Below are 20862 nucleotides of genomic sequence, written 5' to 3' on the forward strand. Positions count from 1 at the left end.
GCGGCAGATGGCCGCCCTTTTTACGTATGCCGCTGCTCATCCTGGACAAACTGGAACTTGCCTTCGGCCATTGGCCGCTGCTCGACGAGGCCTCACTGGTGGTCGACAAGGGCGAGCGGGTGGGGTTGATCGGGCGCAACGGCACCGGCAAGTCGAGCCTGCTGCGCATCGTCGCCGGGCGCGAGAAGGCGGACGCCGGCGACGTCTGGTGGCAACCCGGCCTGCGTCTGGGCTACGTGCCCCAGGAGCCGGCCTTCGCCGAAGGCCACAGCATCTACGAGGCGGTGGCCGAGGGGGTCGGCGCGGCGCGCGAACTGCTGCTCGCCTACCACGATGCGGCGCACCGGGTCGCCCTGGGAAACGGTGACCTGGGCGAACTCGACCGCCTCAGCCACGAGCTGGAGGCGCGTGACGCCTGGCGCCTGTCGGCGCGGGTCGAGGAGACCCTGAGCCGGCTCGGCCTGGATGCCGACCAGCCCGTGGCGAACTTGTCCGGCGGCCAGAAGAAACGCGTCGCCCTGGCCCGTGCCCTGGTCGCCGAGCCGGAACTGCTGCTGCTCGACGAGCCGACCAACCACCTCGACTTCACCGCCATCGAATGGCTTGAGGGCCTGCTGCGCGACTTCGCCGGCGCCCTGCTGTTCATCACTCACGACCGGCGTTTCCTGGACAACGTCGCCAACCGCATCGTCGAACTGGATCGCGGCCAGTTGCGCGAATACGACGGCAACTTTTCCGCCTATCAGGCCAAGAAGGCCGAACAACTGGAGGTGGAGGCGGCCCACAACCGCAAGTTCGACAAGTTCTGGAAGCAGGAGGAAGTCTGGATCCGCAAGGGCATCGAGGCCCGGCGTACCCGCAACGAGGGTCGCGTCCGCCGCCTCGAGGCCCTGCGCCGGGAGCGCGCCGCGCGGCGCGAGCGCCTCGGCCAGGTCGGCTTCGCGCTCGACGCCGGCGAGCGCTCCGGCAAGCTGGTGGCGGAACTCGAGCACGTCACCCACGGCTATGGCGGCCGCGCCCTGGTCCAGGACTTGTCGACGCGGGTGATGCGCGGCGACAAGCTGGGCCTGATCGGCCCCAACGGCTGCGGCAAGACCACGCTGATCCGCCTGATCCTGGGCGAGCTGGCGCCCGATCAGGGGCGCATCAAACACGGGACCAACCTCAGCGTCGCCTACTTCGACCAGTTCCGCAACCGGCTCGACGACGAGGCGACGCTGATCGACACCATCTCGCCGGGCTCCGACTACGTCGAGATCGGCGGCCGCCGGACCCACGTCATCGGCTATCTGGAGGAGTTCCTGTTTCCGCCCGAGCGGGCCCGCGCCAAGGTCTCGGCGCTCTCGGGCGGCGAACGCAACCGCCTGCTTCTGGCCCGGCTGTTCGCCCGCCCGGCCAATCTGCTGGTCCTCGACGAACCCACCAACGACCTCGACATCGACACCCTGGAGCTGCTCGAGCAGTTGCTGCTCGATTACCCCGGTACCGTGATCCTGGTCTCCCACGACCGTGCCTTCCTCGACAACGTGGTGACCCAGTCGCTCGTCTTCGCCGGCGACGGCCGGCTGGTCGAGATCGCCGGCGGCTATGCCGACTGGCTGGACTGGCGGGCGCGTCAGGCCGCCGTCGAGGCGCTGGCCACGAAGCCGGCCAAGGTGAAGGAGGCGGCGGCCCCGCGCAAGCCGGCCGCCAAGGCCGGTCTGTCCTACAAGGAGATGAAGGAGCTGGAAGCCATACCGGCCCGCATCGAGGCGCTCGAGGCCGAGCAGGCGGCGCTCAACGGGCGTCTGGCCGACCCGGAGCTGTACAAGAGCGCGGCCGGGAAGGTGGCGGGGCTCAAGGAGCGCCTGGACGCGATCGAGCTGGAACTGCTCGACCTGCTGGCCCGCTGGGAGGCGCTGGAGGCGCGCCAGTCAACCGGCTGACGCCGTCGGCATGGGCTTGCGGTCGAGCAGGGCCAGCCAGCCGCGGGCGATGCGGTAGACGATCCAGAGCCCGACGCCGAGCATGAGCAGGAGGGCGGCCGGGATGCCGATCAGGGTGAAGGCCAACGACCACGCCACCAGCAGCCAGAGCAGGGCGAACCAGAAGGTACGGATCTGCCAGCCGAAGTGGCTGTCCAGCCAAGTGCCGCGGACGTCGCCGCGCTTCAGGTAATTGAGTATGACCGCGATGATCGACGGCCAGCCGGACAGGAAAGCCGTGATCACGAACGCGGCGCTGGTCAGCCCGGCCAGCGCGCTCAAGGCATGCAGGCCGTAGATGACGTGGGCGAGGGCGAGGCTGCTGTCGCCGCTGGCGGTCGTGGCCGGAACGGGATCGGTCTGGTTCATGGCGGTGGGTCGATTGCAGGCCCGTTCATTCTCGCCGCTTTCCCGGAGTCGGTCCATGTATTGAGTTGGTTAATGGAATTGATTAATGTCACAAATAACCACTTGTAAACAGTGGTTTTGCCGTGCCAATCTCAACTGCCGGGTTCCCGACAACCATATGACCGTAAGGAGGAGAAACCATGCGGACGATCATGACGGGGTTGTTGTTGTGTGCGATGGCCGGCTTGGCGACCGCCACGCTGGCCGCCGATGCCGCGAAAAACGGCGAAGTGGTGGAGACGTTGCGCAAGACCTGCGATTGCGTGCGTCACCATCCGAGTGGCTTTCCGTACATCGAACAACGTATCGCGACCTGCAAGACCTACAAGAATTCGCAAGGTCACGTGACGGCGTTCGATTGTCCGAATTGCTATGCCCTGTGTTCAGACAAGCCCGCGAGTTGAGAACACCTAGATAAGGGCAACGATTGGCCGGGGTTCGTCCCCGGCTTTTTTTTTCCGCCGGCCGCCGACGGCTTGCTGGCCGCAGGCCCTGCGGGCATGATGCGGACATGAAAATCGCATTGGCACAATTCAACGCCACGGTCGGCGATCTGGACGGCAACGCGGGCCGGATACTGGCCTTGGCGGCCGAGGCTGAACGGGGTGGGGCGAGTCTGCTGGTGACGCCGGAATTGGCCCTTTGCGGCTACCCGCCCGAGGACCTGGCGCTGCGCGATGATTTCTATCGGGAGAATGCCTGCCGGCTGGAGCGACTGGCCGCGGACCTGCCCGCCGGCCTGCCGGCGGTGGTCGGTTTCCCGCTCCAGGAAGGTGAAGCCCGCTACAACGCCGCGGCCCTGCTGCGCGGCGGCCGGATCGAGGCGCTGTACCGCAAGCAATGGCTGCCCAACCATTCGGTGTTCGACGAGATGCGCACCTTCGTGCCGGGCGACGCGGCGCTGGTCTTCGAACTGGCCGGGCATCGTTTCGGCGTGGTCATCTGCGAGGACATCTGGCAGAACGGCCCGGCCGAGCAGGCCCGGGCGGCCGGCGCGGAAACCCTGCTGGTACTGAATGCCTCGCCCTACCACAAGAACAAGCAGCCGGTACGCCACGCGGTGGTCCGGGAGCAGGCTTTGGCCGCCGGCGTCGCCGTCGTCTACGTCAATCTGGTCGGCGGCCAGGACGAACTGGTGTTCGACGGCGGTTCCTTCGCCGTCTCGGCGATGGGCGAGCTGAGCGCCCAGTTTCCCCTGTTCGAGGAGGCGCTCTGTCTCGTCGACTTCGCGGACGGCGTGCCCAGCGGGCCGCTGCACCGGTTGCCCGACCTTGAGGAGGGGGTTTATCGCGCCCTGGTCCTGGGGGTGCGCGACTACGTCGAGAAGAACGCCTTCCCGGGCGTCATCGTCGGCTCCTCGGGCGGCATCGACTCGGCGCTCACCTTGTGCATCGCGGTGGACGCACTCGGGCCCGGGCGGGTCAAGGCGGTCATGATGCCGTCCCAGTACACCGCCGACATGAGCCTGACCGACGCCCGCGCCCTGGCCGACCGGCTCGGCATCGAACACAGCGTGCTGCCGATCCGGCCCCTGTTCGACGGCTTCCGGGCTGCCCTGGCCGGCGAGTTCGCCGGCCTCGCCGAGGACCTGACCGAGGAGAACATCCAGGCACGCGTGCGCGGCGTGCTGCTCATGGCGTTGTCCAACAAGTCCGGCCGCATGGTCCTGACCACCGGCAACAAGAGCGAGATGGCGGCCGGCTATGCCACCCTGTACGGCGACATGGCGGGCGGCTACGCCGCCCTCAAGGACGTCGCCAAGACACTGGTGTGGCGGTTGGCACGTTATCGCAATACCATCTCGGCCGTGATCCCCGAACGCATCATCACGCGTCCGCCGTCCGCCGAACTGCGGCCGGACCAGACCGACCAGGACAGCCTGCCGCCCTACGAGGTCCTGGACGCGATCATGGAGCGCTATATGGAACTGGATATGGCGCCACGCGAGATCGTTGCCGAGGGTTATGCCGAGGCCGACGTGCGCCGGGTCGTGCGTCTGATCGACCGTTCGGAATACAAGCGCCGCCAGTCCGCACCAGGCGTGCGCATCACGCAAAGGGGGTTCGGGCGCGACCGCCGGTACCCCATTACCAACAAATATCAGGCACCATTCTGATTGTCAGGAGAGACAGATGAAGAAAATCGAAGCCATCATCAAGCCGTTCAAGCTCGACGAAGTACGCGAGGCCCTGTCGGAGATCAACGTCACCGGCCTCACGGTCACCGAGGTCAAGGGCTTCGGCCGCCAGAAGGGCCACACGGAACTGTACCGGGGGGCCGAATACGTGGTCGACTTCCTGCCCAAGGTGAAGGTGGAGATGGTGGTGGCGGATGGCCTCGTCGATTCCGCCATCGACGCCATCGTCAAGGCGGCCCGCACGGGCAAGATCGGCGACGGCAAGATCTTCGTCTCCGAGGTCCAGCAGGTCGTCCGCATCCGTACCGGCGAGACCAACGAAGCGGCGATCTGAACGTCATACGGCCGGCGTCGCGCCGGTGGGGACGGGAAATTGGGCGCGCCGACTTGGCGCGCCTTTTCAATCGGGCAGTTTCTTGCCCGGGTTCAATATGCCGTGGGGATCGAACAGCGCCTTGACCTGACGCATCAGGGCCAGGGTGGCCGGCTCGAACTCCAGGCCCACGAACGGCCGCTTCTCGCTGCCGATGCCGTGTTCGCCGGACAGGCTGCCGGACAGGCCGAGGACCGTGCGCACCAACTCCAGCCGGCAGGCCCGGGCGCGCGTCATCTCGTCGATGTCGTCCGGATGGACCATGATGTTGACGTGCAGGTTGCCGTTGCCGGCATGGCCGAAGGCGACCACCGGCACGCGGTGGCGGCGGCCCAGGTCGTCGATGGCGGCGACCAGGTCGGCGAGCTTGCCGACCGGCACCACGACATCCTCGTTGATCTTGAGCGGGGCGATCTTCTTGACGGCGTGCGAGAGCGACTTGCGGGCCGTCCACAGGTGGGCGATCTCGGCCTTGGAGAAGCCGCTCTGCACCTCGAGCAGGCCGTCGCCGCGCAGGGCCGCCTCCAGGGCCGCCAGGTGGCGCGGGATGTCCTCGTCGTCGCCCTCCACCTCGACCATCAGGATGGCCTGGGTACCGGCCGGCAGGCCCTCGGCGGCGCCGTATTCGCGCACCGCGTCGATGGAACGGCCGTCCATGAATTCCAGGGCGTAGGGCACCACGGGTTGGCGCATGGCGCGGATCACCGCCTCGCAGGCGGCCCGGGTGCCGGAATAGCAGACGCGCAGGCTGGCGATGCGGCGCGGCGCCGGCAGGAGCCGCAGGGTGGCCTCGGTGATCAATGCCAACGTGCCCTCGGAACCGACCAGCAGGCGGGTCAGGTCGTAGCCGGTGGCGTACTTGGTGGTCCGGCTGCCGGTGCGGATCTCGCGCCCGTCGCCGAGCACGGCGCGCAGGCCGAGGACGTGGTCGCGCGTGGTGCCGTACTTGACCGCGCGCGGCCCGGCCGCATTCATGGCCAGGTTGCCGCCGATCCGGCTGTAGGCGCCGGAACCCGGGTCCGGCGCGTACATCAGGCCGGCACTGGCGGCCAGTTCGTCGATGTCGTCGGTCACCACGCCCGGCTGCACCACCATGAGGCGGTTGTCGGGGTCGAATTCGAGGACGCGGTTCATGCATTCGAAGCTGACGACCAGGCTGCCCGGCGTCGGCAGGGCGCCGCCGACGTTGCCGGAACCGGCGCCGCGCGGCGTGATGGGCAGGCGGGCGCGCCCGGCGATGGCGACGATGCCGGCGACGTGGTCGTGGCTGGCCGGGAACAGCACCGCCTCGGGCGTACAGGATTTCGGGGTTTCGTCGCTGGCGTACAGGGCCAGGGTGGCGGGGTCGGTGTGGACCCGGTCCGCGCCCAGCAGGGCGACGAACTCGTTCTGCAATGGCTCGGAAAGCATCAGCCCAGGGCCGCCTCGATGATTTCGGCCGCCTCCGCCATGGCGTCGGTATCCGGGAAGCGGGCGTAGGTCTCCTGCACCGCGATGTCGTACAGGGGCCGGACGAAGGGCGCCTCGGCCTGCGTCGCCATGACGTGGCGCAGGGATTGGGTCATCACCTTGTCCAGGGAGACCAGGCGGCGGCCCTTGATGATGCCGTCGTCGGCGTCGACCAGGGTGATGATCAGGCGGCTGCGTTCGCCGGTCGGCTCGGCCGGCAGTTCGCGTTCGCCTTCCGGCACCAGATGCACGTTGAAGGCCGCGTCGGACCACTCGCAGACGTCGTCGACCTTGTAGAGCAGGAAGGCGGCGGGGCCATGGTCGTACAGGCCGACCGTGACCGGCCGGTCGCGCAGGCCGGCGAGTTCGGCCGGACTCGGCCCCGACCAGAACAGGGTGAGGTCGTGGGCGCCGTTCTTGTACAGGTAGCGCACGCCCTCGTCGTAACGGTTGTAGTCGGGCGAATAGGGTTCGCCGATGCGGCGGCTGTCGGACGGGAGGTCCGGCCGGGTGAATACGTGTATTTCGCTCATTCCTGTTCTTGCGGCAGCAGGGCGGCGAGCATGGCCACCATGCCGGGGTCGAAATCGAAGCCGGCTTCCATGCCCGGGTTGAGGGCGATGGCGATGTCGGCGCTCATGCGGCGGACGATCCAGGACAGCTCGGTGAGCAGGCCGCCGCCATAACCGGGGTAGGCGGCCAGGAAATCCTTGGCGCGATCGGGTCCGCTGAAGACGATCAGGGCACGGTTGCCGTCGTCATCCTCCAGCACCAGGGGGTCCGCCTGGGTGGAGCGCTGGAAACCGGCGATGGCGTTCTTTTCGTCCTTGACCGGCATGAACACCTGCATGTCCATGATCCGGCGGGCGAACTCCTCCGGTTCGACGGCGCCTTGCAGCATTTCCGCCAGCAGGCGTTCGATGTCGTTGCGCGGGTCGAAGCTGACCGTGTCCATGGAGAGGTCCGGTTTGTGGAAAGCGTCGAAGGATACCACCAGTCGCCGCCGCCGGAAAAACCCCCGAGGTCCGCCGTGGCCCGGCAATCAGGCCGCGCGCGGTGATATGATTCGCCCCCACAGCTTGGATAAGCAACCTTGCCCTGGTCCAGGGTGTCCCGCGGGAGCGGGGCGCGTCGGACGGCGGCCCGGGACAAAGTGATAGAGCGAGGTCTGCTCCTGGCGCGGAGCCGGGAGAACAAGCCGGATATGCGGATTCCCATTTACCTGATCAATCTGGACCAGCGTCCCGACCGTTTGGCGGCGATGCAGGAACGGCTACGCGGCCTCGTATACACGCGCGTGCCGGCGTTCGACGGCAACCGGCTGGCGGCGGATGCCTTGGCCGGACGGGAGGTGTCGGCGAAGCTGACGCGTAACGAGATCGGCTGTTATCTCAGCCATGAGGCGGTCTGGCGGGATGTCGTCGAGAAACGCCACCCGCTCGCTTGCGTCCTCGAGGACGACGTCGTATTCAGCCGCGAATTCGCCGATTTCATGGCGTCCGGGTGCTGGGCGGACCTGGACTTCGATCTGGTCAAACTGGACAACTGGCCGGGCGAGATCGTCCTGTCCAGGCTGGGGCGGCGGATTCGGCACCGGGCGGTATACCGTATCCGCTCGACCACTTTCAGTGCGGCCTGCTACCTCGTATCCGCCCGCGGTGCCGCCAAGCTGCTCCGGGAAGGGCGCACCCTCCGTCATGCCGTTGACATCCTTCAGTTCGCGACCAAAAGTCCCTGGCTGCTCGCCAACAAGGTCTATCAGCTGAGCCCGGCGATCGCCGCCCAGGAACAACTGGTCACCGCGACACCATCGTCGAGTGACATCGAGGCGTCTCGAATCGAGGCGCGGCGGCGGCGCAAGAGTCTGAAACGGCGTGGCCTGGCGAGAGTGGTGAGGGAGGTCGAGCGGATCTACCGCCAGGCCCGGGCCCTGCCCGGGCGGATCGCCTCGGCGGTCAAGAACAAGCGGCGCGAGATCGGCTTCGACTAGGGGCGGCCAGGCCCCGGCTCAAATCCACTTCCGTGGATCGATGTTCCAGGCCTCGAACGCCTCGTGACCGACCACCCTGTCGCGGCTGGCCGGTTGGGCGAGGTCGACGATCTCGGGTTTCACGTACAGGTTGCCTTTGGCGTTGAAGACCACCAGGACCACGGGCTGCATGAGGCGGTCCGGATGCTGCTCCATGACGATGCCCAGGCGGCCGCTGTCGAGACGCACCAGGGAGCCGGTCGGATAGATGCCGACCACGCGGACGAAGTGGCGTACCAACTCCGGGTCGAAGTGGAACTTGCTCCACTCCAGCAGCTTGCCCAGTGCCTCGGTGGGCGGCATGCCCTTGTGGTAGACGCGGTCGGAAGAAATGGCGTCGTAGACGTCGACGATCGCGCCCATGCGGCCGTATAGCGAAATCTCCTCGCCCTTGAGGCGGTTCGGATAGCCGGTGCCGTCGTAGCGTTCGTGGTGCAGGGCGGCGACGTCGAGGGCGATCTGGGAAATGCCCGGCGTGTGCTGCAGGATGATCTTGCTCTGCACGACGTGCGATTTCATCTTGGCAAATTCGGCTTCGGTCAGCTTGGCCGGCTTGTTCAGGATGCTTTCCGGCACCTTGGCCTTGCCGACGTCGTGGAGCAGGGCACCGATGGCGATCTCGCGGATGGTCGGCCGGTCCAACTCGAGGCCGCGTGCGAAGGCGATCATCAGCGTGCACACCGAGACCGAGTGCTGGAAGGTGTAGTTGTCGTGCTCCTTCAGCATGCCGAGCGGCAGCAGGGCATCCGGATTGCGGAAGATCGAATCGACCATGCTTTCGACCAGCGGCTCGACCTTCTCCATCTCGATCTGCTTGCCGAGGCGGATGTCCTGGATCATGCCGTGGACGATTTCGTTGGCCTCGCTGTGCAGGCGCTCGGCACGCCGGCGTTCCTCGGCGAGCGGCGTGCGCGTCGGCGCCGCCGGCTCCTCGGCGATGGCGATCAGCTGGGATTCGATCTCGCGCCGCACCTCGTCCTCGGTGGGCGCCTGCTGGTCGATGTCGCGGCCCCGGCTGACGTCGATGTAGATGTCGTGGATGCCCAGTTCGCGAATCTTGCGGACCGTGGCCAAGTCCTTGATCAGGAAATGGCTGGCGACGAAGGGATGGTCCATCCAGCCGCAGTTGACGTCATGGACGTACATGCCCGGGCGCAGGTGTTCGACCGGGATCTTCTTGATCTTGTCGTGGTCAGCGGTGGCGGTCATGCCGTCGGCACCTGTGTGGAACGGGATACGGGTTCCGGAATGTTAATTCTTGTCTGACGCCGACGCCACGCTAGGCGCTGTCAGCGCCCGTATTGCTGCTGCATCTTCTGCATCTGTTTCATCATCTCGGGATCGATGTCGAACTTGCCGCCGCCCGGCATGCCGGTCACGGTCATCGAGCCATGTTTCTGGCCGGGCTTGCAGGGGCCCAGCCAACGGCCCTCCATGACCGCGTGGTTGCTGGCCATGCCGTGCACCGGCGGGGAGAACTGGGTCGTCGATTCCATGCGGTACTGGCTGCTCAGATTGCCCGTGATGACCGTGTGTCCGGTGGCGGTGGTCTGGTCGAACTTGCACACCGAGTCGATCACGACGGTATTGCCGGAGCGCTTGGTATCGATCTTCGAGCACTGCTTGCGGATACCCTGGTTGCTGTCGCGCTGGGCGCTGACGTCGTCCTGCCGCTGGTCCACGCACATCTGGACGGTCATGCCCGGGGTGCCATCGGCGCTGGTCTTGATTTCCCACAGGCCGGACTTGCGCTGCGGCATGTCGGCCGCTTGCACGCTGCCGGCGGCGGCTGCCACGGCGAGCCCGAGGATGGACAGGATGCGCTTGGATGCGGTCATGAGCTGGCTCCCGATTGTTTAATGCGGTCGTAAGTTTCCCACGAATGGCCGGCACTGTCTGCACGGCGGGAACTCGGGATCAGGGGAGGTTGGCGGAGTGGACGGGACTCGAACCCGCGACCCCCGGCGTGACAGGCCGGTATTCTAACCAACTGAACTACCACTCCTAGTACTGCTCCGACGCTGATGGCTCAGCCTCGTACAACTTGGCGCGCTCGGCAGGATTCGAACCCACGACCCCCTGGTTCGTAGCCAGGTACTCTATCCAACTGAGCTACGAGCGCTTCGGAAAGAGCGCGGATTATATAGAACTCCGGCTTTTTCGCAACGACAAATTTTCATCGCCGTGTAATCTGGCGGAGACGAGAAGATTCGAACTTCCGATCCAGGTTTTGCCCAGATGCTCCCTTAGCAGGGGAGTGCCTTCGACCACTCGGCCACGTCTCCGTTCCCGTCCCGGCGAACCGGGTTGCGAGAGGCCGGCAGGATACCCGCGCAGGCCCGAAAAATCAATGCCGGCGCGTCGGTCGACGCGCGCGGCGGATCCGCCCGGGCGGATCGCTCCCCGTCAGGCGACGGCGGCCTTCGCGTCCGGACCGTTCTCCAGGCCGAATACCTGGTGCAGGGTACGCACGGCCAGTTCCATGTACTTGTCCTCGACCACCACGGAAATCTTGATCTCCGAGGTGGAGATCATCTGGATGTTGATGTTCTCGGCCGCCAGGGCCTTGAACATCTTGCTGGCCACGCCGGCGTGGGTGCGCATGCCGACGCCGACGATGGACACCTTGGCGATGCGGTCGTCGCCGACCACCTCGCGGGCACCGATGGCGGTCTTGACCATGTTGAGAACCTCCATGGCCTTCTTCATCTCGCCCCGGTTCACCGTGAAGGAGAAGTCGGTGGTGCCGTCGACGCCGACGTTCTGCACGATCATGTCGACGTCGATGTTGGCGTCGGCGATCGGGGCCAGGATGTGGCCGGCGACGCCCGGCTTGTCGGGTACGCCCAGGATGGTGAGCTTGGCCTCGTCGCGGTTGAAGGCGATGCCGGAGATGATGGCTTGTTCCATGGAATCTTCCTCGAATGTGATCAGGGTGCCTTCGCCTTCATCCTCGAAGCTGGACAGCACCCGCAGTTTGACCTTGTACTTGCCGGCGAACTCGACCGAGCGGATTTGCAGCACCTTGGAGCCCAGGCTGGCCAGTTCCAGCATCTCCTCGAAGGTGATGGTGTCGAGCTTGCGCGCCTCGGGTACCACGCGCGGGTCGGTGGTGTAGACGCCGTCGACGTCGGTGTAGATCTGGCACTCGTCGGCGGTCAGGGCGGCAGCCAGGGCGACGCCGGTGGTGTCCGAGCCGCCGCGGCCCAGGGTCGTGATGTTGTTGTCGGCATCGACGCCCTGGAAGCCGGCGACCACGACCACCTGGCCGTTGTCGAGCGCGGCGCGCATGGCCCGGTCGTCGATCTCCTCGATGCGTGCCTTGGTGAAGGCATTGTCGGTACGCAGGGGGATCTGCCAGCCGGTGAAGCTCTTCGCCTTCAGGCCGAGGTCCTTGAGCGCCATGGCCAGCAGGGCGATGGTGACCTGTTCGCCGGTGGAGATCAGGACATCCAGTTCACGCGGGTCCGGGTCCTTGTTGATTTCCTTGGCCAGGGCGATGAGCCGGTTCGTCTCGCCGGACATGGCCGAGACCACGACCACCACCTGGTGGCCGAGCATCTTGAATTTCGCCACCCGCTCCGCCACGTTGCGGATACGCTCGATCGAACCGACCGAGGTGCCGCCGTATTTCTGCACGATCAGTGCCATGATTTCCCAATAATCGCTTGAAAAGCTGAACATGTTACCGCAGTCGCATGATTGTTGGCGGTTGAAACTTCATGGCCATGCCCTTAGTCTTAGCGGTGTTTGCAACCCATAGGGAAACGTAGCCATGCAACCCCAATACGACATGACCGGTTACGACGGTTCCGTCAGCCTCGGCACCAGCCGCAACAAGGTCCTGCGCAACACCTACATGCTCCTCGGCATCTCCCTGGTGCCGACGGTGGTCGGCGCCCTGGTCGGCATGAGCATGAACTTCGCCTTCATGGCCGGCCACCCGATCCTGTACACGGTCGGCATGTTCGCCGTCATGATGGGCCTGTTCTTCGCCATTTCCGCCACCCGCAACAGCGGTCTCGGCGTCGTCCTGCTCCTGGTCCTGACCGGTTTCATGGGCCTGATGCTGGGGCCCATCCTGCAGGTCGCCCTGCACCTGTCGAACGGTGCCCAGATCGTCGGCCTGGCGGCCGGCGGCACCGCCGCCATCTTCATGGTCCTGGCCGGCATCGCCTCGACCAGCAAGCGCGACTTCAGCTTCATGGGCAAGTTCCTGCTGGTCGGCATCGTGCTCCTCATCCTGGCCTCGGTCGCGAACCTGTTCTTCCATATCCCGGCCCTGGCCCTGACCCTGTCGGCGGTGGCCGTCCTGCTCTTCTCCGGTTTCATCCTGTTCGATGTCAGCCGGGTGGTGAACGGCGGCGAGACCAATTACGTCATGGCCACCCTGGCGATCTACCTGGACATCTACAACCTGTTCGTCAACCTGCTGCAGTTGCTGATGGCCCTGATGGGCGAACGCGACTGAACGTTCCGGGCACCCCGAGGAAAGCGGCTGCGGCCGCTTTTTTCATGTCCGCTGCCAGGGCCGGGCGTGCTATGTTTCCTATGCCACCACTATGGGAATCGGGGTCGCCATGAGAACGCTGGTCCTGCTCGTCCTGCTGCTGTCGGTCGGCCTGGCCCGGGCCGAAGAGGCGGCCTTCTCGACCGGCCAGACCCTCTACCTGCCCATCTATTCGCATCTGCCCTACGGCAACAGGGTGGCGGCCGACAAGCCGGGCCTGTACCCGCTCTCCATCCTGGTCAGCCTGCGCAACACCGATCCCCGGCAGCCGATCCGGCTGACCTCGGCGCGTTACTACGACACCAACGGCAAGCTGCTGCGCGAGTACCTGAACGCGCCGCGCACGCTGGCTCCGCTGGCTACCCTGGAACTGTTCCTGGAACGCAACGACCTGGCCGGCGGCTCGGGCGCCAACTTCCTCATCGCCTGGCAGGCCGACAAGCCGGTCAACGTGCCCATCGTCGAGGCGGTACACGCCGACGTCACCGGCAACCGCACCCTGTCCTTCGTCACCTCCGCGCGTCCGGTCAGGTAGCGGCATGAACGTCTCCGGCCTCGCCGTCCGGCTCGCCTACTGGCTCGACGCCTCGCCGCGCTACGCCAGCGTCGAGGCCTTCTTCGCCGATCTCCTGGTCAACCCGCGCTCGCGCCGCCGGGCCTGGTTCGACATGGTCATGATCGGGCTGATCCTGGCCAGCGTGTTCCTGCTCATCTACCAGGTGCACCACCCGGTCGGGCCCTTCGCCGCCGCCTTCGAGCGCCTGGTGTTCAGCGCCCTGGTGAGCGAGTACCTGCTGCGCCTGTGGCTCGCCAGCGCCGGCCACAAGATCGTCATCGAGCACTACGAGCATGCCGAGCTGGTCGGCATGCGCTTCCGCCTGGTGCCGGCGCTCTGGGCGGTGTTGCGGAGCAAGCTGGCCTACATGACCAGCCCGCTGGCGATCATCGATCTGCTCGCCATCCTGCCCAGCTACCGGCCGCTCGCCTTCATGCGCCTGTTCCTGCTCTTCCGCCTGCTCAAGCTGTTCCGCTATGCGCGCAGCCTGAACGCCTTCGGCAAGGTGGTGGTCGAGAAGCGCTTCGAGCTGCTCACCCTGTCGATCTTCGTCGGCGCCGTGGTCCTGATCTCCAGCATTGCGGTGTACCTGTTCGAGGCGGGCGTGCCCGGGACCTCGGTGCAGACCCTGGCGGACGCGGTCTACTGGGCCGTCATCACCATCACCACGGTCGGCTACGGCGACGTCTCGCCGATCACGCCCGAGGGGCGCGTGGTGGCCATGGTGCTGGTGTTCGCCGGCATCGGGGTGGTGTCGTTCGCCACCTCTATCGTCGTCATGGCCTTCCACGAGAAGATGCGCGAGCTGCACGACAACCGGGTGTTCTCCGAGGTCGAGCGCCTGTCCGGGGTCACCGTGGTGTGCGGCTTCGGGCGCATCGGCCAGGTGGTGGCCCAGCATCTCGCCGACGCCGGCGAGCCGTTCGTGGTCGTCGACAAGGACGAGGCGGCCGTCGAGCGCGCCCGCCGGCTCGACTACCTGGCCGTGGCCGGCGACGCCTCCGACGGCAGCGTCCTCAACAACCTGCGCCTGGGCCGCCAGGCGACCCGCATCCTGTGCCTGACCGAGGATGACGTGAAGAACGTCTACATCACCCTGACGGCGCGCGAGTTCTCGCACGACGTGCTGATCATCTCGCGCGCCAACAAGGCGGAGAGCGTGCGCAAGCTGGTCCATGCCGGGGCCAACCACGTGGTGCGGCCGTACGAGGTGGTCGCGCGCATGGCCGCCGAGTTCATCGGCCAGCCGGTCGCCTTCGACGCCATCCAGGACGTCGTCACCGGCAGCAAGGGCATCCATCTCGAACCGCTGCCGGTCCTGCCGGGCAGCCGCCTGGACGGCATCACGGTCGGGACCATGGACTTCGCCGCCCGCAATCTGCTCCTGTTCGGCGTCATCCGGCCCAAGGCCGACGCCCTGGCGGCCGAGGACGAGCATTACCTGATGGCCGACAAGCGCTTCTATTTCAACCCGCGCCCGCGCTTCCGCCTGCAGGCGCACGACATCCTGGTGCTGATCGGCTACGAGGTCAGCCTGAACCACTTCCGCAAGCAGCAGGGCCAGTCGCTGCGGACCTGGTGGCGAGGCGCGCCGTGACCGCCGGCAAGCTGGCCCTGTTCGGCTGCACCACGCTGGGCCTCGAGGTGGCGCGCCGGCTGGCCGACCTCGAGCAGCCGTTCATCATGGTCGACCTCGACGCGGAACGCGTTCAGCGCGCGCGCGACGAGGGCTTCCGGGTCGAGACGCTCGATTTCACCGACGACGAGGCCCTGCGCCACCTGGGCCTGGGCGAGGACATCGAAGGCATCTTCTGCCTGCTGCCGGAGGATTCCGAGAACGTCTTCCTGGCCATCAGCGCCCGGGCCATGGATGCCGCCCTGCGCATCGTCGCCATCTGCCGCCAGCCGGAGGCGGCCTCCAAGCTGCTCGCGGCCGGGGCCGACAAGGTCGTCGATCCCTATGCCATCAGCGGTGCCCGCGCCCACGACCTGATCGCCCGGCCCGAGGTGGTGGAGTTGCTCGAGGAGACGGTGTTCGGCCAGCAGGACCTCAATATCGCCGAGGTCACCATCCCGCACGGTTCCTGGGTGCACGGCGTGCGTCTCTCGGAACTGCGCCGGCGCATGACCCAGAACGTCCTGCTGTTCGGCGTGGTCGACGCCGAACACGGCAGCGACCTGATCTTCAGCACCCGCAACATCGACCACAACCTGGACGTCGGAGATACCCTGGTCATCATCGGCGCGCGGGGCCAGATCAACGCCGTGCGCGACATGATCCGGGCCCGCGAGGCGCCCCGCTAGATGCGCTCGAACAGGGCGATGCTCTCGACGTGGGCGGTGTGCGGGAACATGTTGGCGACCCCCGCGGCGCGCAGCGCATAGCCCTTGGTGTGCACCAGGACCGCGGCGTCGCGTGCCAGGGTGGCCGGGTTGCACGATACGTAGACGATGCGGCCCGGGCCGGAAGCGTCCTCGGGCAGGGATTTCACCAGTTCGACGGCGCCGTCGCGGGGCGGGTCGACCAGCCATTTGTCGAAGCGGCCGAGGGCGGCCAGGATCTCCGGCGCCATCTCGAACAGGTTCATCACCTGGTAGCGGGTCAGAGGGTCGAGCCCGTTCAGGCGCGCGTTCTCCAGGGCCCGGCTGACCAGGGCCGGGCTGCCTTCGATGCCGAGGACGCGGGCGCCCCTGCGGGCGATCGGCAGGGTGAAGTTGCCGAGGCCGCAGAAGAAGTCGGCGACCTCGTCGCCCGGCTTCGGGTCGAGCATGCGCACGGCGCGCCGGACCAGCATGCGGTTGACGCCGTGGTTGACCTGGGTGAACTCGGTCGGCTTGAACGGCATGGTGAGTTCGAACTCGGGCAGGCTGTAGGCGAGCGCCGGCGAGTCCAGGGGGTGGAAGGGGTGGGCAGTGTCCGGGCCCTTCGGCTGCAGCCAGACCTGTACCCCGTGGCGGTCGGCGAAGGCGCGCACGCGGGTCTCGTCGTCCGGGCCGAGCGGCTCCAGGATGCGCAGGACCAGGACCGACACGGTGTCGCCGACGGCGACCTCGATCTGGGGCAGGCGGTCGCGGATGGCCAGGCCGGCCACCAGTTCGCGCATGGCCGGCAGCAGGCGCCCGATGTGGGCGGGCAGCACCTCGCAGCCGAGCATGTCGGCGACGTAGCTGCTCCGGCGCTCGTGGAAGCCAACCAGGACGCCGCCCTTTTTGGGTACGTTGCGCACCGACAGGCGCGCCTTGGTGCGGTAGCCCCAGGTCGGCCCGTGGATGGGCGCCAGCATGGTCTCCGGGCGCACCTTGCCGATGTGGGCGAAGCAGTCCTCCAGGACGCGTTGCTTGGCGGCCACCTGGGCCGCCTCGTCGAGATGCTGGTGGGTGCAGCCGCCGCAGACGCCGAACCAGGCGCATTTCGGCGTCACCCGGTACGGGCTGGCGCGCACGATGCGTTCCACCTGGGCCTGCTCGTAGGTGTCCTTCTTGCGGTAGGGCGAGGCGTCGACGACCTCGCCGGTCAGGGCGCCGTCGACGAAGACCGCCTTGCCGTCGTGGTGGGCGACGCCGCGGCCTTCGTGGTCGAGGGATTCGATGAATAGTCGGTAGCTCATGGTGCGGTGCGATCGGGATGTGGGCCGGGCCGCCCGGCGGCGGCCGGGACGGGCTAGGGCGCGGCGTCGTCCGGCCAGGCGGCCAGGAATTCCTGCCAGTGCGGGGCGCCGATGCCGGCCAGGGTGGCACGCACCAGGGCGATCTCCTGCGCGTAGTGCGCACGCGTCAGGTGGCCGCGCATGAGCTGGAAGCGCAGGTAGACCAGGTAGGTGTTCACCACGTCGGTCTCGCAGTAGTCGCGGATCTCGGCGATCCGGCCGGCCTGGTAGGCTTCCCATACCTTGCTGCCGTCCATGCCCAGCTTGCCCGGGAAGCCGTACAGCTTGGCCAGGGCGTCCAGGGCCACGGCGCCGCGCGGCTGGTACAGGGCGAGCAGGTCCATCAGGTCGAGGTGGCGGTTATGGTAGCGGCTGATGTAGTTGTTCCACTTGAAGTCCTTGTCGTCCTCGCCCTGGTCCCAGTAGCGCGGGGCGCTGACGCCGTGCAGCATGCCGCGGTAGTGCAGGACCGGCAGGTCGAAGCCGCCGCCGTTCCAGGACACGATCTGGGGCGTGTACTTCTCGATGCCGTCGAAGAAGCGCTGGATGATCTCGCCCTCGTCGGCCTCCGGCTCGGACAGGGAGAACACCTTGAAGCTGTCGCCGGCCCGGAGGGCGCAGGAGACGGTCACCACCCGCTGCAGGTGCAGGGGCATGAAGTCGGAACCGCCGGTCTGCTGCCGGCGCATCAGCATGGCCATGTCGGCGACCTCGTCGTCGGAGGGGGCCGGGCCGAGCTCGTGCAGGCGGCGCAGGCCGGCGATGTCCGGGATGCATTCGATGTCGAAAACGAGTACGGGAGTCATGATCGCTAGGAGGTAGAATCGGCCGTATTCTACCTTCTCGGGGAGGCGGACCGATGGCGACACGTTGGCACGTGGCTGAGGACGAGACCGACTGGCTGGCGCAGGCGCTGGCCTACACCCTGGCCGCCGAGGCCGAGGCGCTGGCCGAACACGGCCAGTTCCGCGTCTGCCTGGCCGGTGGCGGCACCCCCGGGCGGCTGTACCGCGAACTGGCCGCGACCGCGCGCGACTGGCCGCGCTGGCAGGTCTGGTACGGCGACGAACGTTGCCTGCCGCCCGGCCATCCCGAGCGCAATTCCGCCCTGGCCGAACAGGCCTGGCTGCGCCGGGTGCCGATCCCGGCCGCCAACGTGCACAGCATTCCCGCGGAACTCGGCGCCCGCGCCGGGGCCGAAGTCTACGCCCGCCAGTTGGCCGGGGCCGCGCGCTTCGACCTGGTCCTGCTCGGCCTCGGCGAGGACGGTCATACCGCCAGCCTGTTCCCGGGCCACGACTGGGGCACGGCGGCCGACGCCCCGGATACCCTGGCGGTGTTCGACGCGCCGAAGCCGCCGCCGGAGCGGGTCAGCCTGTCGGCGCGCCGGTTGTCCGAGGCGCGCCGGGTGTTGTTCCTGGCCGGCGGTGCCGGCAAGCGGGCGGCGGTGGCCGCCTGGCGCGGCGGCGCGGCCATTCCGGCGGCGGCGATCCGGCCGGCCGCCGGGGTGGATGTCCTGATCGATCAATCGGCATATGGAGAACGAGCATGAAGAGCATCGCGTTGGCGATCCTGCTGGGTTTGGCGAGCACGGCCTGGGGCGCGGAACGGCTGGCCACCGACAAGGACCAGACCGGTCTGGCGGTGACCATCTACAACGGCGACCTGGCCCTCGTGAAGGATGCCCGCAAGGTCAGGCTGGAGGCCGGCGAGAACCAGCTCGCCTGGCGCAACGTCTCGGCCCGCATGCAGCCCGAGACGGCCTTGCTGCGCTCGCTCGACGGCAAGCCGCTGAGCCTGCTCGAGCAGAATTTCGATTTCGACCTGCTGACGCCGCAGAAGCTCCTCGAGAAGTCGGTCGGCGAAGCCGTGCGGGTGGTCAAGACCCACCCGACCATGGGTACCGACAGTTATGAGTCGGCCACCGTGCTGTCGGCCAACGACGGCGTCGTGCTCCAGTTCAAGGACCGGGTCGAGACCGGCGTGCCGGGACGCCTGGCCTTCGACCACGTGCCGGCCAACCTGCGCGACCGGCCGACCCTGTCCATGCTGCTCGATGCCGGCAAGGGCGGCGAGCAGGGCCTGGAGCTCAGCTACCTGACCGGCGGCCTGTCCTGGAAGGCGGACTACGTGGCCGAGCTTTCCGGCAAGGAGGACAGCCTGGACCTGAACGGCTGGGTCACCCTCACCAACGTCAGCGGCACCGCCTACCACGACGCCCAGTTGCAGCTGGTCGCCGGCGAGATCAACCGGGCCCGGCCGGAGGTGACGCCGATGAAGATGATGCGCGACATGGTGGCCATGGCGGCGCCGACGGCGGCCATGCAGGAGGAATCCCTGCTCGACTACCACCTGTATACCCTGGAGCGGCCCACCACCATCCTGGACAACCAGACCAAGCAGGTTGCCCTGCTCTCGGCCCAGCGCGTGCCGGCGAGCAAGGAATACCTGCTGCAGGGTGCCGAATACTACTACTCGGGCCAGTACGGCGAGCTGGGCCGCAAGCTGAAGCCGGCGATCTACCTGCAGTTCGACAACAAGGGCGGCCAACTGGGCGTGCCGTTGCCCAAGGGCATCGTGCGCGTGTACAAGAAGGATCGCGCCGGACGCGCCCAGTTCGTCGGCGAGGACCGCATCGACCACACCGCCAAGAACGAGACCGTCCGGCTCCGGCTCGGCGAGGCCTTCGACATCACCGCCGACAAGAAGCAGACCGACTACCAGAAGATCGCCGCCGGCCTGCGCGGCGGGGTCTACGAGACGGCCTACCAGATCGAGATCCGCAATGCCAAGAACGAGCCGGTCGAGGTCAAGGTGGCGGAGCCGATGCCGGGCGAATGGCAGATGGTCTCCGAGAGCCTCAAGCACGACAAGGACAGCGCCCACACGGCGGTCTGGCGGGTGCCGGTGGCGGCCGAGGGCAAGACCGTCCTGAGCTGGCGGGTGCGGGTCAAGTACTGAGGCATGGCCGCCGGTGCCGGCATTCGTGCCAAAATCCGGGCCGAGGAAGCGTCGGCTCGTTCTGCCCGGGCATGACGGCCAAGTCGGCATTTCCCTGACCTGAAACGGAGCGGGCATTGGGCTATCTGGCATTCATCGCAATCGGCATCGGCGCGGCGGTCGGCGCATGGCTGCGCTGGGGCCTCAGCCTGTGGCTCAATCCGCTCTATTCGGCCATCCCGCTCGGCACCCTGGTCGCCAACCTGGGCGGCGGCTACCTGATCGGCCTCGCCATCGCCTTTTTCGCCCAGCACCCCGGCCTGTCGCCGGAATGGCGGCTGCTGCTGGTGACCGGCTTCCTGGGCGGGCTGACCACCTTCTCGACCTTCTCGGCCGAGATGTTCACCCTTTTCGCGCGGGCCCAGCTGGCGACCGGCCTGGCCGCCATCGGCCTGCACGTGGCCGGCTCGCTGGCCATGACCGGCCTGGGCGTGCTGACCTTCAAACTGATCAGGGGGTAGGACCATGACGACCCTATGCGTGCGCTTCTTCGTCCAGGAAGGCATGCGCCATGCCGGCGAACCCATCCACGAATGGCTGTTCCAGACGGCGCGCGAGATCGGCATCGCCGGCGGTACCTGCTTCCGCGCCAGTGCCGGCTACGGCCGGCACGGCCTGCACGAGGACACCTTCTTCGAACTGGCGGGCAAACTGCCGGAGACGGTCGAGTTCTTCGCCGTCGAGGGCCTCATCCAGGCGCTCCTGGTTCGGGTCGGCCGGGCCGGCCTGCGCCTGGTCTACGTGCTCCACCCGGTGACCACCGGCGTGACCGGCAACGTCTAGCCACGC

General features: G+C 67.2%; 22 protein-coding genes and 3 tRNA genes. 13 read left to right on the forward strand and 12 right to left on the reverse strand.

Translation table 11 applies throughout. The features are described from left to right. Window positions 1–26: 26 nt before the first annotated feature. Entirely contained in the window at window positions 27–1925 is a 1899-nt protein-coding gene (locus EZJ19_RS13920) for an ATP-binding cassette domain-containing protein (RefSeq protein ID WP_131448607.1), read from the forward strand. Here the strand turns inward: EZJ19_RS13920 and EZJ19_RS13925 are convergent. Beyond that, window positions 1914–2333, reverse strand: coding sequence for a DUF4870 family protein (locus EZJ19_RS13925; RefSeq protein WP_131448609.1), 420 nt, complete (start codon window positions 2331–2333; stop codon window positions 1914–1916). The genes EZJ19_RS13920 and EZJ19_RS13925 overlap by 12 nt on opposite strands. Before the next feature lie 179 nt (window positions 2334–2512). Between EZJ19_RS13925 and EZJ19_RS13930 the strand changes: the two genes are divergently transcribed. From EZJ19_RS13930 to EZJ19_RS13940, 3 genes are all read left to right on the forward strand, one after another. Further along, the gene (locus EZJ19_RS13930) at window positions 2513–2776 is read left to right on the forward strand and encodes a hypothetical protein (RefSeq protein ID WP_131448611.1); all 264 of its coding nucleotides are present in this window, start codon (window positions 2513–2515) and stop codon (window positions 2774–2776) included. A 107-nt stretch (window positions 2777–2883) separates the two neighbouring features. Continuing rightward, window positions 2884–4488, forward strand: coding sequence for an NAD+ synthase (locus EZJ19_RS13935; protein WP_131448613.1), 1605 nt, complete (start codon window positions 2884–2886; stop codon window positions 4486–4488). A 16-nt stretch (window positions 4489–4504) separates the two neighbouring features. Then, entirely contained in the window at window positions 4505–4843 is a 339-nt protein-coding gene (locus tag EZJ19_RS13940) for a P-II family nitrogen regulator (RefSeq protein WP_131448615.1), read from the forward strand. A 66-nt stretch (window positions 4844–4909) separates the two neighbouring features. On the opposite strand, the gene EZJ19_RS13945 is transcribed toward EZJ19_RS13940, so the two are convergent. Genes EZJ19_RS13945 through EZJ19_RS13955 form a run of 3 tightly spaced genes read right to left on the reverse strand, consistent with a single transcriptional unit; the run spans window position 4910 to window position 7325 of the window. Beyond that, window positions 4910–6292 carry an FAD-binding oxidoreductase gene (locus EZJ19_RS13945; RefSeq protein WP_131448617.1) on the reverse strand — a complete coding sequence of 461 codons (1383 nt, stop codon included), beginning with the start codon at window positions 6290–6292 and terminating at the stop codon, window positions 4910–4912. Then, window positions 6292–6864 carry a hypothetical protein gene (locus EZJ19_RS13950; protein ID WP_131448619.1) on the reverse strand — a complete coding sequence of 191 codons (573 nt, stop codon included), beginning with the start codon at window positions 6862–6864 and terminating at the stop codon, window positions 6292–6294. The genes EZJ19_RS13945 and EZJ19_RS13950 overlap by 1 nt, the downstream gene beginning before the upstream one ends. Next, window positions 6861–7325, reverse strand: a complete 465-nt coding sequence (locus EZJ19_RS13955) for an SseB family protein (RefSeq protein WP_240754784.1) — start codon at window positions 7323–7325, stop codon at window positions 6861–6863. Before EZJ19_RS13955 ends, EZJ19_RS13950 begins: the two co-directional genes overlap by 4 nt. Window positions 7326–7535: 210 nt before the next feature. Here EZJ19_RS13955 and EZJ19_RS13960 point away from each other — a divergent pair, with 210 nt between their 5' ends. Continuing rightward, window positions 7536–8321: a glycosyltransferase family 25 protein gene (locus EZJ19_RS13960; RefSeq protein ID WP_131448621.1), complete on the forward strand. Its 786-nt coding sequence runs from the start codon at window positions 7536–7538 to the stop codon at window positions 8319–8321. A gap of 18 nt (window positions 8322–8339) precedes the next feature. Here EZJ19_RS13960 and EZJ19_RS13965 read toward each other — a convergent pair whose 3' ends face one another. The 6 genes from EZJ19_RS13965 to EZJ19_RS13990 all read right to left on the reverse strand — a co-directional run bounded on the left by EZJ19_RS13965 (window position 8340) and on the right by EZJ19_RS13990 (window position 12011). Next, window positions 8340–9569, reverse strand: coding sequence for an HD-GYP domain-containing protein (locus EZJ19_RS13965; RefSeq protein ID WP_131448623.1), 1230 nt, complete (start codon window positions 9567–9569; stop codon window positions 8340–8342). 80 nt (window positions 9570–9649) lie between these two features. Next, window positions 9650–10198, reverse strand: a complete 549-nt coding sequence (locus EZJ19_RS13970) for a DUF3617 domain-containing protein (protein ID WP_131448625.1) — start codon at window positions 10196–10198, stop codon at window positions 9650–9652. Between the two features lie 90 nt (window positions 10199–10288). Continuing rightward, a tRNA-Asp gene (locus tag EZJ19_RS13975) sits at window positions 10289–10365 on the reverse strand. Window positions 10366–10405: 40 nt separating this feature from the next. Continuing rightward, a tRNA-Arg gene (locus EZJ19_RS13980) sits at window positions 10406–10482 on the reverse strand. 70 nt (window positions 10483–10552) lie between these two features. Beyond that, window positions 10553–10645 (reverse strand) — tRNA-Ser (locus EZJ19_RS13985). A gap of 121 nt (window positions 10646–10766) precedes the next feature. Continuing rightward, complete coding sequence (locus EZJ19_RS13990) at window positions 10767–12011, reverse strand: aspartate kinase (RefSeq protein WP_131448627.1); 1245 nt, start codon at window positions 12009–12011, stop codon at window positions 10767–10769. Window positions 12012–12135: 124 nt separating this feature from the next. Between EZJ19_RS13990 and EZJ19_RS13995 the strand changes: the two genes are divergently transcribed. From EZJ19_RS13995 to EZJ19_RS14010, 4 genes are all read left to right on the forward strand, one after another. Further along, window positions 12136–12831 (forward strand): Bax inhibitor-1/YccA family protein, encoded by a 696-nt coding sequence (locus tag EZJ19_RS13995; protein WP_131448629.1) that lies wholly within the window; start codon window positions 12136–12138, stop codon window positions 12829–12831. Window positions 12832–12940: 109 nt separating this feature from the next. Beyond that, window positions 12941–13405 carry a DUF3124 domain-containing protein gene (locus tag EZJ19_RS14000; protein ID WP_131448631.1) on the forward strand — a complete coding sequence of 155 codons (465 nt, stop codon included), beginning with the start codon at window positions 12941–12943 and terminating at the stop codon, window positions 13403–13405. A gap of 4 nt (window positions 13406–13409) precedes the next feature. Then, window positions 13410–15023 carry an NAD-binding protein gene (locus tag EZJ19_RS14005; RefSeq protein ID WP_131448633.1) on the forward strand — a complete coding sequence of 538 codons (1614 nt, stop codon included), beginning with the start codon at window positions 13410–13412 and terminating at the stop codon, window positions 15021–15023. Next, window positions 15020–15730, forward strand: coding sequence for a potassium channel family protein (locus EZJ19_RS14010; RefSeq protein ID WP_131448635.1), 711 nt, complete (start codon window positions 15020–15022; stop codon window positions 15728–15730). Before EZJ19_RS14005 ends, EZJ19_RS14010 begins: the two co-directional genes overlap by 4 nt. On the opposite strand, the gene rlmD is transcribed toward EZJ19_RS14010, so the two are convergent. Continuing rightward, window positions 15727–17112, reverse strand: a complete 1386-nt coding sequence (gene rlmD / locus EZJ19_RS14015; protein WP_276320117.1) for a 23S rRNA (uracil(1939)-C(5))-methyltransferase RlmD — start codon at window positions 17110–17112, stop codon at window positions 15727–15729. The two genes, EZJ19_RS14010 and rlmD, sit on opposite strands and share 4 nt — an antisense overlap. Next, the gene (locus tag EZJ19_RS16090) at window positions 17088–17879 is read right to left on the reverse strand and encodes a 3'-5' exonuclease (RefSeq protein WP_131448639.1); all 792 of its coding nucleotides are present in this window, start codon (window positions 17877–17879) and stop codon (window positions 17088–17090) included. Before EZJ19_RS16090 ends, rlmD begins: the two co-directional genes overlap by 25 nt. A gap of 53 nt (window positions 17880–17932) precedes the next feature. Between EZJ19_RS16090 and pgl the strand changes: the two genes are divergently transcribed. From pgl to EZJ19_RS14040, 4 genes are all read left to right on the forward strand, one after another. Continuing rightward, window positions 17933–18625 carry a 6-phosphogluconolactonase gene (gene pgl / locus EZJ19_RS14025; protein ID WP_131448641.1) on the forward strand — a complete coding sequence of 231 codons (693 nt, stop codon included), beginning with the start codon at window positions 17933–17935 and terminating at the stop codon, window positions 18623–18625. Beyond that, a complete protein-coding gene (locus EZJ19_RS14030; RefSeq protein WP_131448643.1) occupies window positions 18622–20034 on the forward strand; it encodes a DUF4139 domain-containing protein in 1413 nt (470 codons plus the stop codon). The genes pgl and EZJ19_RS14030 overlap by 4 nt, the downstream gene beginning before the upstream one ends. Before the next feature lie 116 nt (window positions 20035–20150). Continuing rightward, window positions 20151–20534 carry a fluoride efflux transporter CrcB gene (gene crcB, locus EZJ19_RS14035; RefSeq protein WP_131448645.1) on the forward strand — a complete coding sequence of 128 codons (384 nt, stop codon included), beginning with the start codon at window positions 20151–20153 and terminating at the stop codon, window positions 20532–20534. A 4-nt stretch (window positions 20535–20538) separates the two neighbouring features. Next, the gene (locus tag EZJ19_RS14040; RefSeq protein ID WP_131448647.1) at window positions 20539–20856 is read left to right on the forward strand and encodes a DUF190 domain-containing protein; all 318 of its coding nucleotides are present in this window, start codon (window positions 20539–20541) and stop codon (window positions 20854–20856) included. Window positions 20857–20862: the final 6 nt, after the last annotated feature.

Origin of the sequence: Parasulfuritortus cantonensis (genome assembly GCF_004337445.1) — a bacterium.
In the GTDB taxonomy this organism is placed as follows: Bacteria; Pseudomonadota; Gammaproteobacteria; order Burkholderiales; family Thiobacillaceae; genus Parasulfuritortus; species Parasulfuritortus cantonensis.

Coding starts and splice junctions, on each gene's coding strand:
- EZJ19_RS13950 (WP_131448619.1), bottom strand. CDS start 6,864: ATGAGCGAAATACACGTATTCACCCGGCCGGACCTCCCGTCCGACAGC.
- EZJ19_RS14040 (WP_131448647.1), top strand. CDS start 20,539: ATGACGACCCTATGCGTGCGCTTCTTCGTCCAGGAAGGCATGCGCCAT.
- EZJ19_RS13945 (WP_131448617.1), bottom strand. CDS start 6,292: ATGCTTTCCGAGCCATTGCAGAACGAGTTCGTCGCCCTGCTGGGCGCG.
- EZJ19_RS14005 (WP_131448633.1), top strand. CDS start 13,410: ATGAACGTCTCCGGCCTCGCCGTCCGGCTCGCCTACTGGCTCGACGCC.
- EZJ19_RS13960 (WP_131448621.1), top strand. CDS start 7,536: ATGCGGATTCCCATTTACCTGATCAATCTGGACCAGCGTCCCGACCGT.
- EZJ19_RS13925 (WP_131448609.1), bottom strand. CDS start 2,333: ATGAACCAGACCGATCCCGTTCCGGCCACGACCGCCAGCGGCGACAGC.
- EZJ19_RS13990 (WP_131448627.1), bottom strand. CDS start 12,011: ATGGCACTGATCGTGCAGAAATACGGCGGCACCTCGGTCGGTTCGATC.
- EZJ19_RS13970 (WP_131448625.1), bottom strand. CDS start 10,198: ATGACCGCATCCAAGCGCATCCTGTCCATCCTCGGGCTCGCCGTGGCA.
- EZJ19_RS13930 (WP_131448611.1), top strand. CDS start 2,513: ATGCGGACGATCATGACGGGGTTGTTGTTGTGTGCGATGGCCGGCTTG.
- EZJ19_RS13935 (WP_131448613.1), top strand. CDS start 2,884: ATGAAAATCGCATTGGCACAATTCAACGCCACGGTCGGCGATCTGGAC.
- EZJ19_RS14000 (WP_131448631.1), top strand. CDS start 12,941: ATGAGAACGCTGGTCCTGCTCGTCCTGCTGCTGTCGGTCGGCCTGGCC.
- EZJ19_RS13920 (WP_131448607.1), top strand. CDS start 27: ATGCCGCTGCTCATCCTGGACAAACTGGAACTTGCCTTCGGCCATTGG.
- EZJ19_RS14030 (WP_131448643.1), top strand. CDS start 18,622: ATGAAGAGCATCGCGTTGGCGATCCTGCTGGGTTTGGCGAGCACGGCC.
- EZJ19_RS13965 (WP_131448623.1), bottom strand. CDS start 9,569: ATGACCGCCACCGCTGACCACGACAAGATCAAGAAGATCCCGGTCGAA.
- EZJ19_RS13940 (WP_131448615.1), top strand. CDS start 4,505: ATGAAGAAAATCGAAGCCATCATCAAGCCGTTCAAGCTCGACGAAGTA.
- EZJ19_RS13995 (WP_131448629.1), top strand. CDS start 12,136: ATGCAACCCCAATACGACATGACCGGTTACGACGGTTCCGTCAGCCTC.
- pgl (WP_131448641.1), top strand. CDS start 17,933: ATGGCGACACGTTGGCACGTGGCTGAGGACGAGACCGACTGGCTGGCG.
- EZJ19_RS16090 (WP_131448639.1), bottom strand. CDS start 17,879: ATGACTCCCGTACTCGTTTTCGACATCGAATGCATCCCGGACATCGCC.